The organism is Pseudomonas taiwanensis, assembly GCF_013393345.1.
In the GTDB taxonomy this organism is placed as follows: domain Bacteria; phylum Pseudomonadota; class Gammaproteobacteria; order Pseudomonadales; family Pseudomonadaceae; genus Metapseudomonas; species Metapseudomonas resinovorans_C.
The window spans coordinates 169,874-183,669 of sequence record NZ_QJRF01000061.1; the positions used below are offsets into that span (position 1 = coordinate 169,874).

The window sequence follows — 13,796 nt, forward strand, 5'->3', positions numbered from 1 at the left end:
GAATCGCATCCCGCGATGTCCTGGTCGAAGTCCTTATCAACCCGCGTACATCCTGTACGCAAGGGAGATATTAGCGATCCAGACGCCCCCAGCAAGTTGGCAGTTTGCCGCACCGGTGGGTAAAAGAATCCCAGAAATAAAAATAAAATCATTATAAATCAATACGTTAAAAAATATCTTTCGCTGATTTCCACCAATTACGACCAGCAAGTTCCTCTGATAACGTACATAGCCTGTAAGCAATGACTTACACAGCGATGCACAAAAGTGGACGTCGCAGGGCGTTACTCAATGGAAGACACCAAGATCACAGTTGCTGCCTCCCCCGGCCCACGCTTTTCATCGGTCATAAAAAAGCCCGGCCTATGCCGGGCTCTTTCATTCTGTTCCAGCTTTACTGGAACAGGGCATCGCTGGACAAGCCATTCTTCTCCAGGATTTCCCGAAGCCGTTTCAGCGCTTCGACCTGGATCTGCCGCACCCGCTCGCGGGTCAGGCCGATCTCCTGGCCCACTTCCTCAAGCGTGCAGCTTTCATGGCCACGCAATCCGAAGCGGCGAACAACCACTTCTCGTTGCTTGTCGGTCAGTTCGGACAGCCACTGGTCGATGCTCTGCGAGAGATCATCGTCCTGCAGCAACTCGCAAGGGTCAGTGGGACGGTCGTCGGTCAGGGTGTCCAACAGGGTCTTGTCGGAATCCGGGCCAAGCGAAACATCCACCGAAGTCACCCGCTCGTTGAGACCGAGCATGCGCTTGACCTCGTCGACCGGCTTTTCCAGCAGATTGGCGATTTCTTCAGGCGAAGGCTCGTGATCCAGCTTGTGGGTCAACTCACGAGCAGCTCGCAGATAGACATTGAGCTCCTTCACCACATGGATCGGCAGGCGGATGGTCCGCGTCTGGTTCATGATGGCCCGTTCAATGGTCTGACGGATCCACCAGGTCGCATAGGTAGAGAAGCGGAAGCCCCGCTCCGGATCGAACTTCTCCACCGCCCGGATCAAGCCGAGGTTGCCCTCTTCGATCAGGTCGAGCAGCGACAAACCGCGGTTGACGTAACGTCGCGCGATCTTCACCACAAGGCGGAGGTTGCTTTCGATCATGCGCTTACGCCCGGCCGGATCACCACGCTGCGCGAGGCGCGCGAAGTGCACTTCTTCTTCCGGGGTTAGCAGGGGGGAAAAGCCGATTTCGTTGAGGTACAGCTGAGTCGCGTCGAGCGCGCGGGTGTAATCGATGTACTTGTGTTGCTTTGGCGAGCTTGAATGCCGGGATTTCGCGGTAGGCAGAGGCGCGTCGTTCTCCTCGCTCAACGCATCGTCCAATATGACGCCCGGCTCCAGGAGGAGCAGTTCGTCATCGACGTCAAACTCCGGCGCTTCTTTATTGAGTGCCATTGTTGTTGTCCCTTGCTGAGTTCGACAACAAGCCCTGGCGATGCCTTATATCCCTGGCGCCGCCCGAGCCCGTCCTTACCACGTAGGTGGAACGGGCCGATAGCGAGTCAACGACGTGGCAGGTATTGCAGCGGATCTACGGGTTTACCCTGACGGCGAATTTCAAAATGAAGCTTCACCCGGTCAGTTCCCGTTGAGCCCATCTCGGCAATTGTCTGCCCGACCTTGACCTGCTGTCCCTCCCGTACCAGTAGCCTGCGGTTATGACCGTAGGCGCTTACGTAGGTATCGCTGTGTTTGATGATGACCAATTCGCCGTAGCCCCGTAGTCCACTTCCGGCATAAACAACTGATCCATCTGACGCAGCCAAGACAGGCTGGCCTAATTCCCCAGCGATATCAATCCCTTTATTCAAACTTCCGTTTGACGAAAAACGGCCGATCAGCGGGCCGCTCGCAGGCCATACCCAACCGGCTGCAGAGCGCGTAGTAGAGGCGTTTGGCGTAGATACAGGCGCAGTCGCGACGGGTTGCGGCGTTTGCGGTTGAGGGCGGACAGCCGGTTGTTGGGATTGCACCGGCGGGCGCGTTGGAACGGTGCTGCTACCCGTCCTTGGATGGGTCACCGCGGGCGCCGTTGCGACTGCTGCCGGTCGCGCCTGACCCGCCTTGCCGTCGAAACGAATGATCTGTCCGGGACGAATCACGTAAGGCGCAGGAATGCTGTTACGCGCAGCCAGGGCTTTCCAGTCCCAGCCAAAGCGGAAGGCAATCGAATAGAGGGTATCGCCGCGTTGGACGCGGTACTGGCCGCTGGTGACGGGTTGCCGCTGAGACGCGCCAGTCGCCCCCGAATGATTGCGGTCGACGACGCTGACACCATCTTTCTGGGTACTCGAGCAGCCGGCAAGCAGGATACCGACGGCCATTGCGGGCAACCATGCGAGCCCATTCCCCATGCGAATCCACTGCCGAATGGCCATCAGGCTCACTCTTGTCCCCTTTTCCCAACATTCGAAGGTCTTGATTATTGTGCCGGAAATATCCGAACGAGCCAGTCGCCTGCCGCACAAAGTGCCGCAGGAAGACCGCTTGGCGGTGCATCAGAAAGTTGCCCTCGACGCAGGTTCCCTGATAACGCGCTCAGGCGAGCGGTCCACTGAGTAGCGGCACGAAGCGTACGGCGTCGAGCACGTGACGCGTGAAACCCTGCTCTTCGCGAATGATCAGCATCAGTTGCTGGACGTCGCCCGCGCCGACCGGAATCACCAGACGCCCGCCCGGAGCCAGCTGATCCAGCAGCGCCTGGGGAACATCTGCCGCCGCCGCCGTCACGATGATGCCGTTGTAGGGCGCCAGCGCAGGCCAGCCTTCCCAGCCATCGCCCCAGCGGAACACCACATTGCGCAGGTTGAGCACTGCCAGGCGTTCCTTGGCCTTTTCCTGCAGGACCTGAATACGTTCGACAGAAAACACTCGCTCCACCAGCTGCGCGAGGATCGCCGTCTGATACCCCGAACCGGTGCCGATCTCCAGCACCTTGTCCAACGGCCCCGCAGCCAGCAGAAGCTCGGTCATCCGAGCAACCATGTAAGGCTGCGAGATGGTCTGGTTGTGGCCGATCGGCAGTGCGGTGTCCTCGTAGGCACGATGGGACAAGGCCTCGTCGACGAAGAGGTGACGCGGTGTCCGGCGAATGGTCTCGAGCACGCGGGCATTGGACAGCCCTTCCTCGTACAGGCGCTGGATAAGGCGCTCGCGAGTGCGCTGGGAAGTCATGCCGATCCCGCGGCGCATCAGGTCATCCTGTTCCCGAGACATCAGAGCAGGCCCTCCAACCAGCTATCGAGACCTTCGAAGGCCTCGTTGAAAGTCCGATCGAGCTGCAGGGGTGTGATGGACACGTAGCCCTGCATCACCGCATGGAAATCCGTACCGGGCCCGCCGTCTTCAGCGTCGCCCGCGGCCGATATCCAATATCCCTCCTTTCCCCTGGGGTTGACTACCTTCACCGGCGCACCAGCCCGCGCACGATGGCCCAGGCGGGTCAGCTGGATACCCTTGATGTGCTCGAGGGGCAGGTTGGGAATGTTCACGTTGAGTACGGTGCGCGGCGGCAGGTCGAGCTGATCATGCGCAGCCACCAACCGGCGCGCGATATGCGCAGCGGCAGGCAGGTTGTCGACCTGGCGCGACACCAGTGAGAAGGCGAAGGCCGGCAAGGCGAGGAAGCGCCCCTCCAGAGCCGCGGCCACGGTCCCGGAATAGAGCACGTCATCACCCAGGTTGGCGCCGAGGTTGATCCCCGAAACCACCATGTCCGGCAATTGCTCCAGCATGCCGTTGAGTCCGAGGTGGACGCAGTCGGTCGGCGTGCCGTTGAGGCAAATGAAACCGTTATCCAGCGTACTGGGATGAAGCGGGCGATCCAGTGTCAGGGAACTGCTGGCGCCGCTCCTGTCCTGGTCCGGTGCGATGACCACGCAATCGGCGTAATCCTTGAGCGCACCATGCAAAGCGGCCAGACCGGGTGCGTTCACCCCGTCGTCGTTGGAAATCAGAATGCGCATGGGTTTTCCGTCTGCCCTGCCGGCAGCAGATCGACGAGCTCACGCACCACTGCGGTGGCGAAGCATCCAGCCGGCAGGACGAATTCCAGTTGCAGAACGTCAGGCTCGGGATAATGCCACGTCAGACCGCCGATGGGGAGGCGCAGGATGCGCCGTTCGTGCGCCATTCCCGCTTCGGCCAACCAGTGGCAAAGTGCCGGCTCCGCCGCGGCAACCGCCGCCTCCAGCTTTTGCGGCTGTCCTTGGGCAGGTGATGCGCCCTCCCCCCACAACGGCCCGGTCGGATGCAAATCCAGCTCGGCAAGACGGGGGTCGCTACAGTCGGACTCGCCTGCCGGGAAGAAGCTGCGGCTGGTAGTGAAAGCCAGCAGATCGCCGACCTGGGCCTGGTTCCAGGTACCGTCAGCGATGCGCTCGGCCAGCACCCGGTTGAAGAGGAAGCTGCGGCCCGCCGAAAGCAAACGCGAACGGAGATTGCGCTGCACCGGCAGTTCCTTGCGCTCGGCGAAGGCGCGGGCGTCCACCACGTTGCCACCGCCGTGACCGAAGCGCTGCAGGCCAAAATAATTGGGCACACCGGCCTCGGCCAGTTGCTTGAGCCTCGCGTCCAGTGCCTCTCGGTCAGCAGCCAGGCGGGTCAGGCGAAGGGTGAAGCCGTTGGCCGAATGGGCGCCGCGTTGCAGCTTGCGCTTGTGACGGACGCTCTTGAGTATCCGCAGGTTGGCATTCTCGGCCGCAGTCAGATCCGGATCAGTCTTGCCCGGCAAGTGCAGGCTGAACCACTGGCGAGTCAACGCCTGGCGGTCCTTCAGCCCGGCATAGCTGACCACCTTCAAGGGCACGCCGGCGGCACGGGCGATACGCCGCGCGGCTTCCTCGGTGTTCAACTCGCGCTTCTCCACCCAGAGCCACAGGTGCTCGCCCTCGCCCTCCAGTGGAATGTCCAGCACTTCATCAACCTGGAAATCCTCGGCCACAGCTTTCAGTTGAGCCTGCCCGAGGGATTCGCCATGGGCTCGCGGGCCCAGCAGTTCGAGTTCGTTCATACCGGCAGCAACAGGGCTACCGCGTGTACGGCGATGCCCTCCTCGCGCCCCGTGAAGCCGAGCTTCTCGGTGGTGGTGGCCTTGACGTTGACCTGGTCCAGGTCGACTTCCAGATCAGCCGCGATGTTGGCGCGCATGGCCTCGATATGCGGAGCCATCTTCGGTGCCTGGGCCACTATGGTTCCGTCGACATTGCCGACCTTCCAGCCCTTGGCTTTCACCAGGGACACCACATGGCGCAGCAGCGCACGGCTGTCGGCCCCCTTGAAGCGTGGATCGGTGTCGGGGAAATGCTTGCCGATGTCGCCCAGCGCGGCTGCGCCAAGCAGGGCATCGGACAACGCATGCAGCAGAACGTCACCGTCGGAATGGGCGATCAGCCCGAACTTGTGGGAAATGCGCACGCCGCCAAGGGTGATGAAGTCGCCTTCACCAAAGCGGTGTACGTCGTAGCCGTGGCCAATTCGCATAGAGAAGAACGCCCTGAAAAGTCAGGGCGTGATTCTACCTATTTTGCCGACGCTTAGCCCTTGAGGGCCGCGGCGTGATGCTTCAGGTGGTCGCCAATGAAACTGGCGATGAAGTAGTAGCTGTGGTCGTACCCCGGCTGCAACCGAAGGGTCAACGGATGCCCGGCCGCGTTGGCAGCCGCCTGCAGGGCCTCGGGCTTGAGCTGGTTGGCGAGGAAGTCATCGCGGTCGCCCTGATCCACCAGGATCGGCAAGCGCTCGGTCGCCTCAGCCAGCAACACGCTCGCGTCCCATTCCCGCCAGCGGGCGCGGTCGTCACCCAGATAGCGGCTGAACGCCTTTTCGCCCCAAGGGCACGCCATGGGATTGCTGATGGGGGCGAACGCCGACAGCGACTGATAACGCCCCGGATTGCGCAGCGCGCAAACCAAGGCACCGTGCCCCCCCATTGAGTGGCCACTGATCCCGCGTTTCCCGGACACCGGGAAGTTGGCCTCGATCAGCGCGGGCAACTCGTGCACCACGTAGTCATGCATGCGGTAGTGGCGTGCATAGGGCTCCTGGCTGGCATTCAGGTAGAAGCCGGCGCCTAGCCCGAAGTCCCAGGCATTGTCAGGGTCACCGGGCACATCCGCGCCGCGCGGGCTGGTGTCCGGCGCGACGATGATCAGCCCCAGCTCCGAGGCCAGGCGTTGCGCGCCAGCCTTCTGCATGAAGTTCTCATCGGTGCAGGTCAGTCCCGAGAGCCAATAGAGCACTGGCAACTTTCCACCCTGCTCCGCCTGGGGCGGCAGGTAGACCGCGAACACCATCTCGCAGTTGAGGCTGGTGGAGCGATGACGGTAGCGCTTGTGCCATCCGCCAAAGCTCTTGTTGCTGGAAACGATCTCAAGCGTCATGGAGCGATCTCCGTGGAAGCCGGACGCCCGAAGCGAATACCTTGCCGCCTCGGGCTGTCTGCCGGATTAGTAGTGGACGACCGAACGGATGCTCTTGCCTTCGTGCATCAGGTCGAAGGCCTTGTTGATGTCGTCCAGCCCCATGGTGTGGGTGATGAAGGTATCCAGCGGGATTTCACCCTTCTGCGCCTTGTCCACATAGCTTGGCAGCTCGGTGCGACCCTTCACGCCGCCGAAAGCCGAACCGCGCCAGACGCGGCCGGTCACCAGCTGGAACGGACGGGTCTTGATCTCGGTGCCAGCCGGCGCCACACCAATGATCACGGACTCGCCCCACCCCTTGTGGCAGCACTCGAGCGCGGCGCGCATCAGGTCAACGTTGCCGACGCATTCGAAGCTGTAGTCGACGCCGCCATCAGTCAGCTCGACGATGACATCCTGGATCGGCTTGGCATGGTCCTTCGGATTGACGAAGTCGGTGGCACCCAGCTCACGGGCCACGTCGAACTTCTCCGGATTAATGTCGATGGCGATGATGCGCGACGCCTTGGCCATCTTCGCACCGATGATTGCGGCGAGACCGATACCACCCAGGCCGAAGATCGCCACGGTAGCGCCCTCTTCCACCTTGGCGGTGTTGAGCACGGCACCGATGCCGGTGGTCACGCCGCAACCCAGCAGGCAGACCTTCTCCAGCGGCGCTTCCTGGGGAATCTTCGCCAGGGAAATTTCCGGCAGGACGGTGTACTCGGAGAACGTCGAGCAACCCATGTAGTGGTAGATCGGCTGGCCGTTGTAGCTGAAGCGGGACGTGCCGTCCGGCATCAGGCCCTTGCCCTGGGTGGCGCGCACTTTCTGGCAGAGGTTGGTCTTGCCGGATTTGCAGAACTTGCACTCGCGGCATTCGGCTGTGTAGAGCGGGATGACGTGATCGCCCACCGCCAACGAGGTAACGCCTTCGCCCACCGCTTCGACGATGCCGCCACCTTCATGGCCAAGGATGCAGGGGAACACGCCTTCGGAGTCGGCGCCGGACAGGGTGTAGGCATCGGTGTGGCAGACGCCGGTGGCCACGATCCGCACCAGGACTTCGCCGGCCTTGGGCGGCGCCACGTCGACTTCGACGATCTGCAGCGGCTGGTTGGGCGCAAAGGCCACAGCGGCACGGGACTTGATCATGGTCATTCTCCAGCTGATTGAAATGGCCAAGGAGTGTAGTTGAGGCGCCAATGGTAAATAATCCACCATAAAGCAAAACATTATTGCTGCGGAGGGATAATCAATGAGTCGCTGGGAAGGCCTCGACGAATTTGTCGCGGTTGCCGAGACAGGCCAGTTCACGGCTGCGGCGGAACGCCTGGGTATCTCTTCATCCCATGTCAGCAGACAGATCGCCCGGCTCGAAGAACGCCTGCAGACGCGACTGTTCTATCGAAGCACCCGCAAGGTGGCCCTGACCGAGGCCGGGCAGACCTTCCTGCAGCACTGCCAACGCCTCATGGATGCTCGAGAAGAAGCCCTTCGAGCGGTGAGCGACCTCACCAGCGAACCCAAGGGACTGCTGCGCATGACTTGTGCGGTGGCCTACGGCGAGCGCTTCATCGTGCCCTTGGTGAACGAGTTCATGGCGCGCCATCCACAGTTGCGCGTGGACATCGAGCTGAGCAACCGCACCCTGGACCTGGTGCACGAAGGCCTCGACCTGGCCATACGCCTGGGCCGCCTGCAGGATTCACGACTGGTGGCGACACGCCTGGCACCACGGGTCATGTACCTCTGCGCGGCGCCGTCCTATCTGGAGCGTTACGGTCGCCCGCATAGCCTTTCAGAGCTGGCGCGGCACAACTGCCTGATCGGCAGCGCGGATCATTGGGATTTCCTCCAGCAGGGGCGCGAGCATGCGGTGCGGGTCCAGGGCAACTGGCGCTGCAACAGCGGCCAGGCAGTACTGGATGCCGCCCTGCGGGGTTTCGGGCTATGCCAGTTGCCCGACTACTATGTGCTGGAGCATCTGCGCAGCGGGGCGCTGGTGTCGCTGCTGGAACAGCACCGCCCGCCGAACACGGCGGTCTGGGCACTTTATCCACAGCAGCGGCACCTATCGCCGAAGGTGCGGCAATTGGTGGACCTATTGAAGACCGGGCTGGCCGAACGGCCGGAATATGCGCTGGATCAGACGCGCGTCGACCAGCGCTGACGCAGCCAGTCGAGATCCTCGGGGCGGGTGATCTTGAGATTGTCGGCGCGACCTTCCACCAGCTTGGGTGCATTGCCGGCCCACTCCATGGCAGAAGCTTCATCGGTGATGGCGACGCCTGCTACCAGCGCGTCGGCGAGCGCACGATGCAACGCTCCGAAGCGGAACATCTGCGGCGTGTAGGCCTGCCAGATCAGGCTACGGTCGACAGTCTCCGCTACTCGGCCATCAGCACTGGCGCGCTTCAGGGTGTCGCGGGCTGGCACGGCAAGCAGGCCCCCCACCGCGTCGTCAGCCAACTCGGCCAGCAGCAGGTCGAGGTCGTAGCGCGACAGGTTCGGCCGTGCCGCATCATGCACCAGCACCCAGTCGTGGGCTCGGGCGCCGTGCTCGGCCAGTCGCAACAGGGCACTGAGCACCGAGTCCGAACGCTCCTTGCCGCCGTCGGCACGGATGATGCGCTCATCCGTGGCGCAGGAAAGCGCCGGCCAATACGGGTCATCGACTGACAGGCTGACTACCAGCCCTTTGAGCTGCGGATGATCGAGGAAGCAATCGAGGCTGTGCTCGAGGATGGTTCGCCCGGCGAGTTCGAGGTACTGCTTGGGACGGTCGGCCCGCATACGGGCACCAACACCGGCGGCAGGAATCACCGCCCAGAAGAAGGGAATGTCGGCCTGGTTCATTCGGAAATCTGGTAGAGGGTTTCGCCTTCCTTGACCATGCCCAGTTCGTGACGGGCACGCTCTTCGACGGTCTCCATACCCTTTTTCAGCTCCATCACTTCCGCTTCGAGGATGCGGTTGCGCTCCAGCAGGCGCTCGTTCTCGCCTTTCTGCTCGGCAATCTGGTGCTGGAGATCCTGGACCTGAGCCAGGCTCCCGTCGCCCACCCAGAGGCGATACTGCAGGCCAGCCAGCATCAGGATCAGGACAACGAACAACCAGTAAGTGTTAGGGCGAGTCATTTTGCCAGGGAGTATCCATGCGAAAAGGGCAGCTTGCGCTGCCCTTTTACCATTCCTGAACGGATTACGTCGCTGCCGTGCGGCGGGAGACGACCGGCCAGGAGAAATCAGGTGAGGCTGCGAAGTTTACATGAAGTAAAGATGCATTCAGCGCCTGATTTCAACATGGCACCGCTGAGACTTGCTCACGATCGAGCGAGCTAGAGAAGAACAAGGCGAGAATGGCTGAGGACGCGGAGTTTACGAGCTGTAAATGAGCAGTCCGAAGCCATTCTCAACGCAGTTATTCCGACGCGCAGCCGATCGTAGCCGGTCTCTTAGCCACGGAATTCCGCACGGCCACGGTAGGGAGCCTTCTCACCCAGTTGCTCTTCGATACGCAGCAGCTGGTTGTACTTGGACACGCGGTCGGAACGGCACAGGGAGCCAGTCTTGATCTGACCGGCGGCGGTGCCTACGGCCAGGTCGGCGATGGTGCTGTCTTCGGTCTCGCCCGAACGGTGGGAGATCACCGCGGTGTAACCGGCAGCCTTGGCCATCTGGATGGCTTCCAGGGTTTCGGTCAGGGAGCCGATCTGGTTGAACTTGATCAGGATCGAGTTACCGATGCTCTTCTCGATGCCTTCCTTGAGGATCTTGGTGTTGGTCACGAACAGGTCGTCACCAACCAGTTGAACCTTGGCACCGATCTTGTCAGTCAGACCTTTCCAGCCGGCCCAGTCGGACTCGTCCATGCCGTCTTCGATGGAGATGATCGGGTAACGCTGGGTCAGGCCGGCCAGGTAGTCAGCGAAACCGGCAGCGTCGAACACCTTGCCTTCACCGGCCAGGTCGTACTTGCCGTCCTTGAAGAATTCGCTGGAAGCGCAGTCCAGGGCCAGGGTCACGTCGGTGCCCAGCTTGTAGCCGGCGTTGGCAACGGCTTCGGCGATGGCGGCCAGGGCGTCTTCGTTGGAGGCCAGGTTCGGGGCGAAACCACCCTCGTCGCCTACGGCGGTGTTCAGGCCACGGGCCTTCAGCACGGCTTTCAGGTGGTGGAAGATCTCGGCGCCCATACGCAGGGCGTCGGCGAAGTTCTTGGCGCCAACCGGCTGAACCATGAACTCCTGGATGTCGACGTTGTTATCGGCATGCTCGCCACCGTTGATGATGTTCATCATCGGTACCGGCATGGAGTACTGGCCGGGGGTGCCGTTCAGGTCGGCGATGTGGGCATAGAGCGGTACGCCCTTGGCCTGGGCAGCGGCCTTGGCGGCAGCCAGGGACACGGCGAGGATGGCGTTGGCGCCCAGCTTGCCCTTGTTCTCGGTACCGTCCAGTTCGATCATGGCGTGGTCGAGGGCTTTCTGGTCAGCAGCGTCCTTGCCCAGGAGCAGGTCGCGGATCGGGCCGTTGATGTTGCCCACAGCCTTCAGTACGCCCTTGCCCAGGTAACGGCTCTTGTCGCCATCACGCAGTTCCAGTGCCTCGCGGGAACCGGTGGAAGCACCGGACGGCGCGCAAGCGCTGCCGATGATGCCGTTCTCGAGGATCACATCGGCTTCCACAGTGGGGTTGCCACGGGAGTCCAGAACCTCGCGGCCCTTGATGTCGACGATCTTTGCCATTGTTGTTAGCACTCCAAAAGTTGACGAAAACGCTCAGCAGAAAGTGAGGCGATTCGCCGGGGCTCGGGGTCGGCTGACCCGGCGAATGTCCTGACCGATCGGTCAGTTTGTGCCCACGCGGCACTTTACCGGAGATCGGCCGGTTCAGGCAGTCTCGATCGGCGGAAAACTCTTGACCAGGTCGTCCAGCTGCTTGAGCTGGGACAGGAAGGGTTCGAGTTTGTTCAGGCGCAAGGCGCAGGGGCCATCGCACTTGGCGTTGTCCGGGTCCGGATGCGCCTCGAGGAAAAGACCCGCCAGGCCCTGGCTCATGCCGGCCTTGGCCAGGTCGGTGACCTGGGCACGACGGCCGCCAGCGGAGTCGGCACGGCCGCCCGGCATTTGCAGGGCGTGGGTGACGTCGAAGAAAACCGGGTACTCGAACTGCTTCATGATGCCGAAGCCGAGCATGTCCACGACCAGGTTGTTGTAACCGAAGGACGAACCGCGCTCGCAGAGGATCAGGCGATCGTTACCGGCTTCCTCACACTTGGTGAGGATGTGCTTCATCTCCTGAGGCGCGAGGAACTGGGCCTTCTTGATGTTGATCACCGCACCGGTCTTCGCCATGGCGACCACGAGGTCGGTCTGGCGCGACAGGAAGGCCGGCAACTGGATGATGTCGCAGACCTCGGCCACCGGAGCCGCCTGGTAGGGCTCATGGACGTCGGTGATCACCGGTACACCGAAGGTCTTCTTCACTTCCTCGAAGATCTTCATGCCCTCTTCCAGGCCCGGGCCACGGAAGGAGTTGATCGAGGAGCGGTTGGCCTTGTCGAAGCTGGCCTTGAACACGTAGGGGATACCGAGCTTCTCGGTCACCTTGACGTATTCCTCGCAGACCTTCAGGGCAAGGTCGCGGGACTCCAGCACGTTCATGCCGCCGAACAGCACGAAGGGCTTGTCGTTGGCGATCTCGATATTGCCGACGCGGACGATCTTCTGCGCCATGGGTCAGGCCTTCTTCGCTTTCTGCGCCAGAGCGGCGTTGACGAAGCCGCTGAACAGCGGGTGACCATAACGCGGCGTGGAGGTGAATTCCGGGTGGAACTGGCAAGCCACGAACCACGGGTGATCCGGAGCCTCGACCACTTCGACCAGCGCGCCGTCGCCGGAACGGCCGGTGACTTTCAGGCCAGCTTCCTGCAGCTGCGGCAGCAGGTTGTTGTTCACTTCGTAGCGGTGGCGATGGCGTTCGACGATCTCGTCCTTGCCATAGCAACCGTGTACCAGGGAGCCGTTTTCCAGCTGGCAAGCCTGGGCGCCGAGGCGCATGGTGCCGCCGAGGTCAGAGGCTTCGGTACGGATTTCGGTGGCGCCGGTGGCGTCTTCCCACTCGGTGATCAGGCCCACGACCGGGTGGCCGCTGGACTTGTCGAATTCGGTGGAGTTGGCGTCGGTCCAGCCGAGCACGTTACGGGCGTACTCGATGACCGCAACCTGCATGCCGAGGCAGATGCCCAGGTAGGGAATCTTGTTCTCGCGGGCAAAGCGCACGGTGGAGATCTTGCCTTCCACGCCGCGCAGGCCGAATCCGCCCGGAACCAGGATGGCGTCGACGCCTTCGAGCAGAGCGGTGCCCTGGGTCTCGATGTCTTCGGAATCGATGTAGCGCAGGTTCACCTTGGTGCGGCTCTGGATGCCAGCGTGGCTCATCGCTTCGATCAGCGACTTGTACGCGTCCAGCAGTTCCATGTACTTGCCGACCATGGCGATGGTGACTTCTTTCTCGGGGTTCAGCTTGGCATCCACCACGCGGTCCCACTCGGAGAGGTCGGCACTGCCGCATTGCAGGCCGAAGCGCTCGACGACGAAGTCGTCCAGGCCCTGGGCGTGCAGCACGGACGGGATCTTGTAGATGGTGTCGACGTCCTGCAGGGAGATCACCGCGCGTTCTTCCACGTTGGTGAACAGGGCGATCTTGCGACGGGAGGACAGGTCGACGTCATGGTCGGAACGACAGACCAGTACATCAGGCTGCAGGCCGATGGAGCGCAGCTCCTTCACGGAGTGCTGGGTCGGCTTGGTCTTGGTCTCGCCAGCAGTGGCGATGTAGGGGACCAGGGTCAGGTGCATCAGCATGGCGCGCTTGGCGCCCACTTCCACACGCAGCTGGCGGATGGCTTCGAGGAACGGCTGGGACTCGATGTCACCCACGGTGCCGCCGATTTCAACCAGGGCCACGTCAGCGCCCGCAGCACCCTTGATGATGCGGTGCTTGATCTCGTCGGTGATGTGCGGGATCACCTGGATGGTGGCACCCAGGTAGTCACCACGGCGCTCCTTGCGCAGCACATCGGCGTAAACGCGGCCGGTGGTGAAGTTGTTGTTCTGGGTCATCGTGGTGCTCACGAAGCGCTCGTAGTGACCCAGATCGAGATCGGTCTCGGCGCCGTCCTCGGTCACGAAGACTTCACCGTGCTGGAAGGGGCTCATGGTACCCGGGTCCACGTTGATGTACGGGTCGAGCTTGAGCATGGTGACCTTCAGTCCCCGCGCTTCCAGAATGGCGGCCAAGGATGCCGAGGCGATGCCTTTCCCCAAAGAAGAAACAACACCACCCGTGACGAAGATGTAGCGCGTCATGAAAAACCCTAGAAGT

General features: G+C 62.1%; 14 protein-coding genes. 1 reads left to right on the forward strand and 13 read right to left on the reverse strand.

What is annotated here, in order from left to right; translation table 11 throughout:
- Window positions 1-394 precede the first annotated feature (394 nt).
- The 8 genes from rpoS to DM872_RS15245 all read right to left on the reverse strand — a co-directional run bounded on the left by rpoS (window position 395) and on the right by DM872_RS15245 (window position 7,563).
- The gene (gene rpoS / locus DM872_RS15210) at window positions 395-1,399 is read right to left on the reverse strand and encodes an RNA polymerase sigma factor RpoS (protein WP_077527700.1); all 1,005 of its coding nucleotides are present in this window, start codon (window positions 1,397-1,399) and stop codon (window positions 395-397) included.
- 107 nt (window positions 1,400-1,506) lie between these two features.
- Window positions 1,507-2,382, reverse strand: a complete 876-nt coding sequence (locus tag DM872_RS15215) for a peptidoglycan DD-metalloendopeptidase family protein (protein WP_179060553.1) — start codon at window positions 2,380-2,382, stop codon at window positions 1,507-1,509.
- Between the two features lie 160 nt (window positions 2,383-2,542).
- On the reverse strand, window positions 2,543-3,178 hold the full coding sequence (locus DM872_RS15220) for a protein-L-isoaspartate(D-aspartate) O-methyltransferase (protein ID WP_179060554.1): 636 nt from the start codon (window positions 3,176-3,178) through the stop codon (window positions 2,543-2,545).
- A 41-nt stretch (window positions 3,179-3,219) separates the two neighbouring features.
- The gene (gene surE / locus DM872_RS15225; protein ID WP_179060269.1) at window positions 3,220-3,969 is read right to left on the reverse strand and encodes a 5'/3'-nucleotidase SurE; all 750 of its coding nucleotides are present in this window, start codon (window positions 3,967-3,969) and stop codon (window positions 3,220-3,222) included.
- Window positions 3,957-5,015, reverse strand: coding sequence for a tRNA pseudouridine(13) synthase TruD (gene truD / locus DM872_RS15230; RefSeq protein ID WP_179060270.1), 1,059 nt, complete (start codon window positions 5,013-5,015; stop codon window positions 3,957-3,959). Before truD ends, surE begins: the two co-directional genes overlap by 13 nt.
- On the reverse strand, window positions 5,012-5,485 hold the full coding sequence (gene ispF / locus DM872_RS15235; RefSeq protein ID WP_179060271.1) for a 2-C-methyl-D-erythritol 2,4-cyclodiphosphate synthase: 474 nt from the start codon (window positions 5,483-5,485) through the stop codon (window positions 5,012-5,014). The genes truD and ispF overlap by 4 nt, the downstream gene beginning before the upstream one ends.
- Before the next feature lie 53 nt (window positions 5,486-5,538).
- Complete coding sequence (gene fghA / locus DM872_RS15240; protein ID WP_179060272.1) at window positions 5,539-6,384, reverse strand: S-formylglutathione hydrolase; 846 nt, start codon at window positions 6,382-6,384, stop codon at window positions 5,539-5,541.
- 66 nt (window positions 6,385-6,450) lie between these two features.
- Window positions 6,451-7,563: an S-(hydroxymethyl)glutathione dehydrogenase/class III alcohol dehydrogenase gene (locus tag DM872_RS15245; protein WP_179060273.1), complete on the reverse strand. Its 1,113-nt coding sequence runs from the start codon at window positions 7,561-7,563 to the stop codon at window positions 6,451-6,453.
- Between the two features lie 103 nt (window positions 7,564-7,666).
- On the opposite strand from DM872_RS15245, the gene DM872_RS15250 reads away from it, so the two are divergent.
- A complete protein-coding gene (locus DM872_RS15250; protein ID WP_179060274.1) occupies window positions 7,667-8,581 on the forward strand; it encodes a LysR substrate-binding domain-containing protein in 915 nt (304 codons plus the stop codon).
- On the opposite strand, the gene ispD is transcribed toward DM872_RS15250, so the two are convergent.
- The 5 genes from ispD to DM872_RS15275 all read right to left on the reverse strand — a co-directional run bounded on the left by ispD (window position 8,557) and on the right by DM872_RS15275 (window position 13,780).
- The gene (gene ispD, locus DM872_RS15255) at window positions 8,557-9,267 is read right to left on the reverse strand and encodes a 2-C-methyl-D-erythritol 4-phosphate cytidylyltransferase (RefSeq protein ID WP_179060275.1); all 711 of its coding nucleotides are present in this window, start codon (window positions 9,265-9,267) and stop codon (window positions 8,557-8,559) included. The genes DM872_RS15250 and ispD overlap by 25 nt on opposite strands.
- Complete coding sequence (ftsB, locus tag DM872_RS15260; protein WP_077527690.1) at window positions 9,264-9,548, reverse strand: cell division protein FtsB; 285 nt, start codon at window positions 9,546-9,548, stop codon at window positions 9,264-9,266. The genes ispD and ftsB overlap by 4 nt, the downstream gene beginning before the upstream one ends.
- Window positions 9,549-9,865: 317 nt before the next feature.
- On the reverse strand, window positions 9,866-11,155 hold the full coding sequence (gene eno / locus DM872_RS15265) for a phosphopyruvate hydratase (RefSeq protein ID WP_179060276.1): 1,290 nt from the start codon (window positions 11,153-11,155) through the stop codon (window positions 9,866-9,868).
- Between the two features lie 144 nt (window positions 11,156-11,299).
- On the reverse strand, window positions 11,300-12,145 hold the full coding sequence (kdsA, locus tag DM872_RS15270) for a 3-deoxy-8-phosphooctulonate synthase (RefSeq protein WP_179060277.1): 846 nt from the start codon (window positions 12,143-12,145) through the stop codon (window positions 11,300-11,302).
- 3 nt (window positions 12,146-12,148) lie between these two features.
- Window positions 12,149-13,780 (reverse strand): CTP synthase, encoded by a 1,632-nt coding sequence (locus tag DM872_RS15275; protein ID WP_179060278.1) that lies wholly within the window; start codon window positions 13,778-13,780, stop codon window positions 12,149-12,151.
- Window positions 13,781-13,796: the final 16 nt, after the last annotated feature.

What these genes read in the sequence shown, in the direction of transcription:
- rpoS (WP_077527700.1), bottom strand. Translation starts at nt 1,399, where the DNA reads ATGGCACTCAATAAAGAAGCGCCGGAGTTTGACGTCGATGACGAACTG.
- DM872_RS15215 (WP_179060553.1), bottom strand. Translation starts at nt 2,382, where the DNA reads ATGGCCATTCGGCAGTGGATTCGCATGGGGAATGGGCTCGCATGGTTG.
- DM872_RS15220 (WP_179060554.1), bottom strand. Translation starts at nt 3,178, where the DNA reads ATGACTTCCCAGCGCACTCGCGAGCGCCTTATCCAGCGCCTGTACGAG.
- surE (WP_179060269.1), bottom strand. Translation starts at nt 3,969, where the DNA reads ATGCGCATTCTGATTTCCAACGACGACGGGGTGAACGCACCCGGTCTG.
- truD (WP_179060270.1), bottom strand. Translation starts at nt 5,015, where the DNA reads ATGAACGAACTCGAACTGCTGGGCCCGCGAGCCCATGGCGAATCCCTC.
- ispF (WP_179060271.1), bottom strand. Translation starts at nt 5,485, where the DNA reads ATGCGAATTGGCCACGGCTACGACGTACACCGCTTTGGTGAAGGCGAC.
- fghA (WP_179060272.1), bottom strand. Translation starts at nt 6,384, where the DNA reads ATGACGCTTGAGATCGTTTCCAGCAACAAGAGCTTTGGCGGATGGCAC.
- DM872_RS15245 (WP_179060273.1), bottom strand. Translation starts at nt 7,563, where the DNA reads ATGATCAAGTCCCGTGCCGCTGTGGCCTTTGCGCCCAACCAGCCGCTG.
- DM872_RS15250 (WP_179060274.1), top strand. Translation starts at nt 7,667, where the DNA reads ATGAGTCGCTGGGAAGGCCTCGACGAATTTGTCGCGGTTGCCGAGACA.
- ispD (WP_179060275.1), bottom strand. Translation starts at nt 9,267, where the DNA reads ATGAACCAGGCCGACATTCCCTTCTTCTGGGCGGTGATTCCTGCCGCC.
- ftsB (WP_077527690.1), bottom strand. Translation starts at nt 9,548, where the DNA reads ATGACTCGCCCTAACACTTACTGGTTGTTCGTTGTCCTGATCCTGATG.
- eno (WP_179060276.1), bottom strand. Translation starts at nt 11,155, where the DNA reads ATGGCAAAGATCGTCGACATCAAGGGCCGCGAGGTTCTGGACTCCCGT.
- kdsA (WP_179060277.1), bottom strand. Translation starts at nt 12,145, where the DNA reads ATGGCGCAGAAGATCGTCCGCGTCGGCAATATCGAGATCGCCAACGAC.
- DM872_RS15275 (WP_179060278.1), bottom strand. Translation starts at nt 13,780, where the DNA reads ATGACGCGCTACATCTTCGTCACGGGTGGTGTTGTTTCTTCTTTGGGG.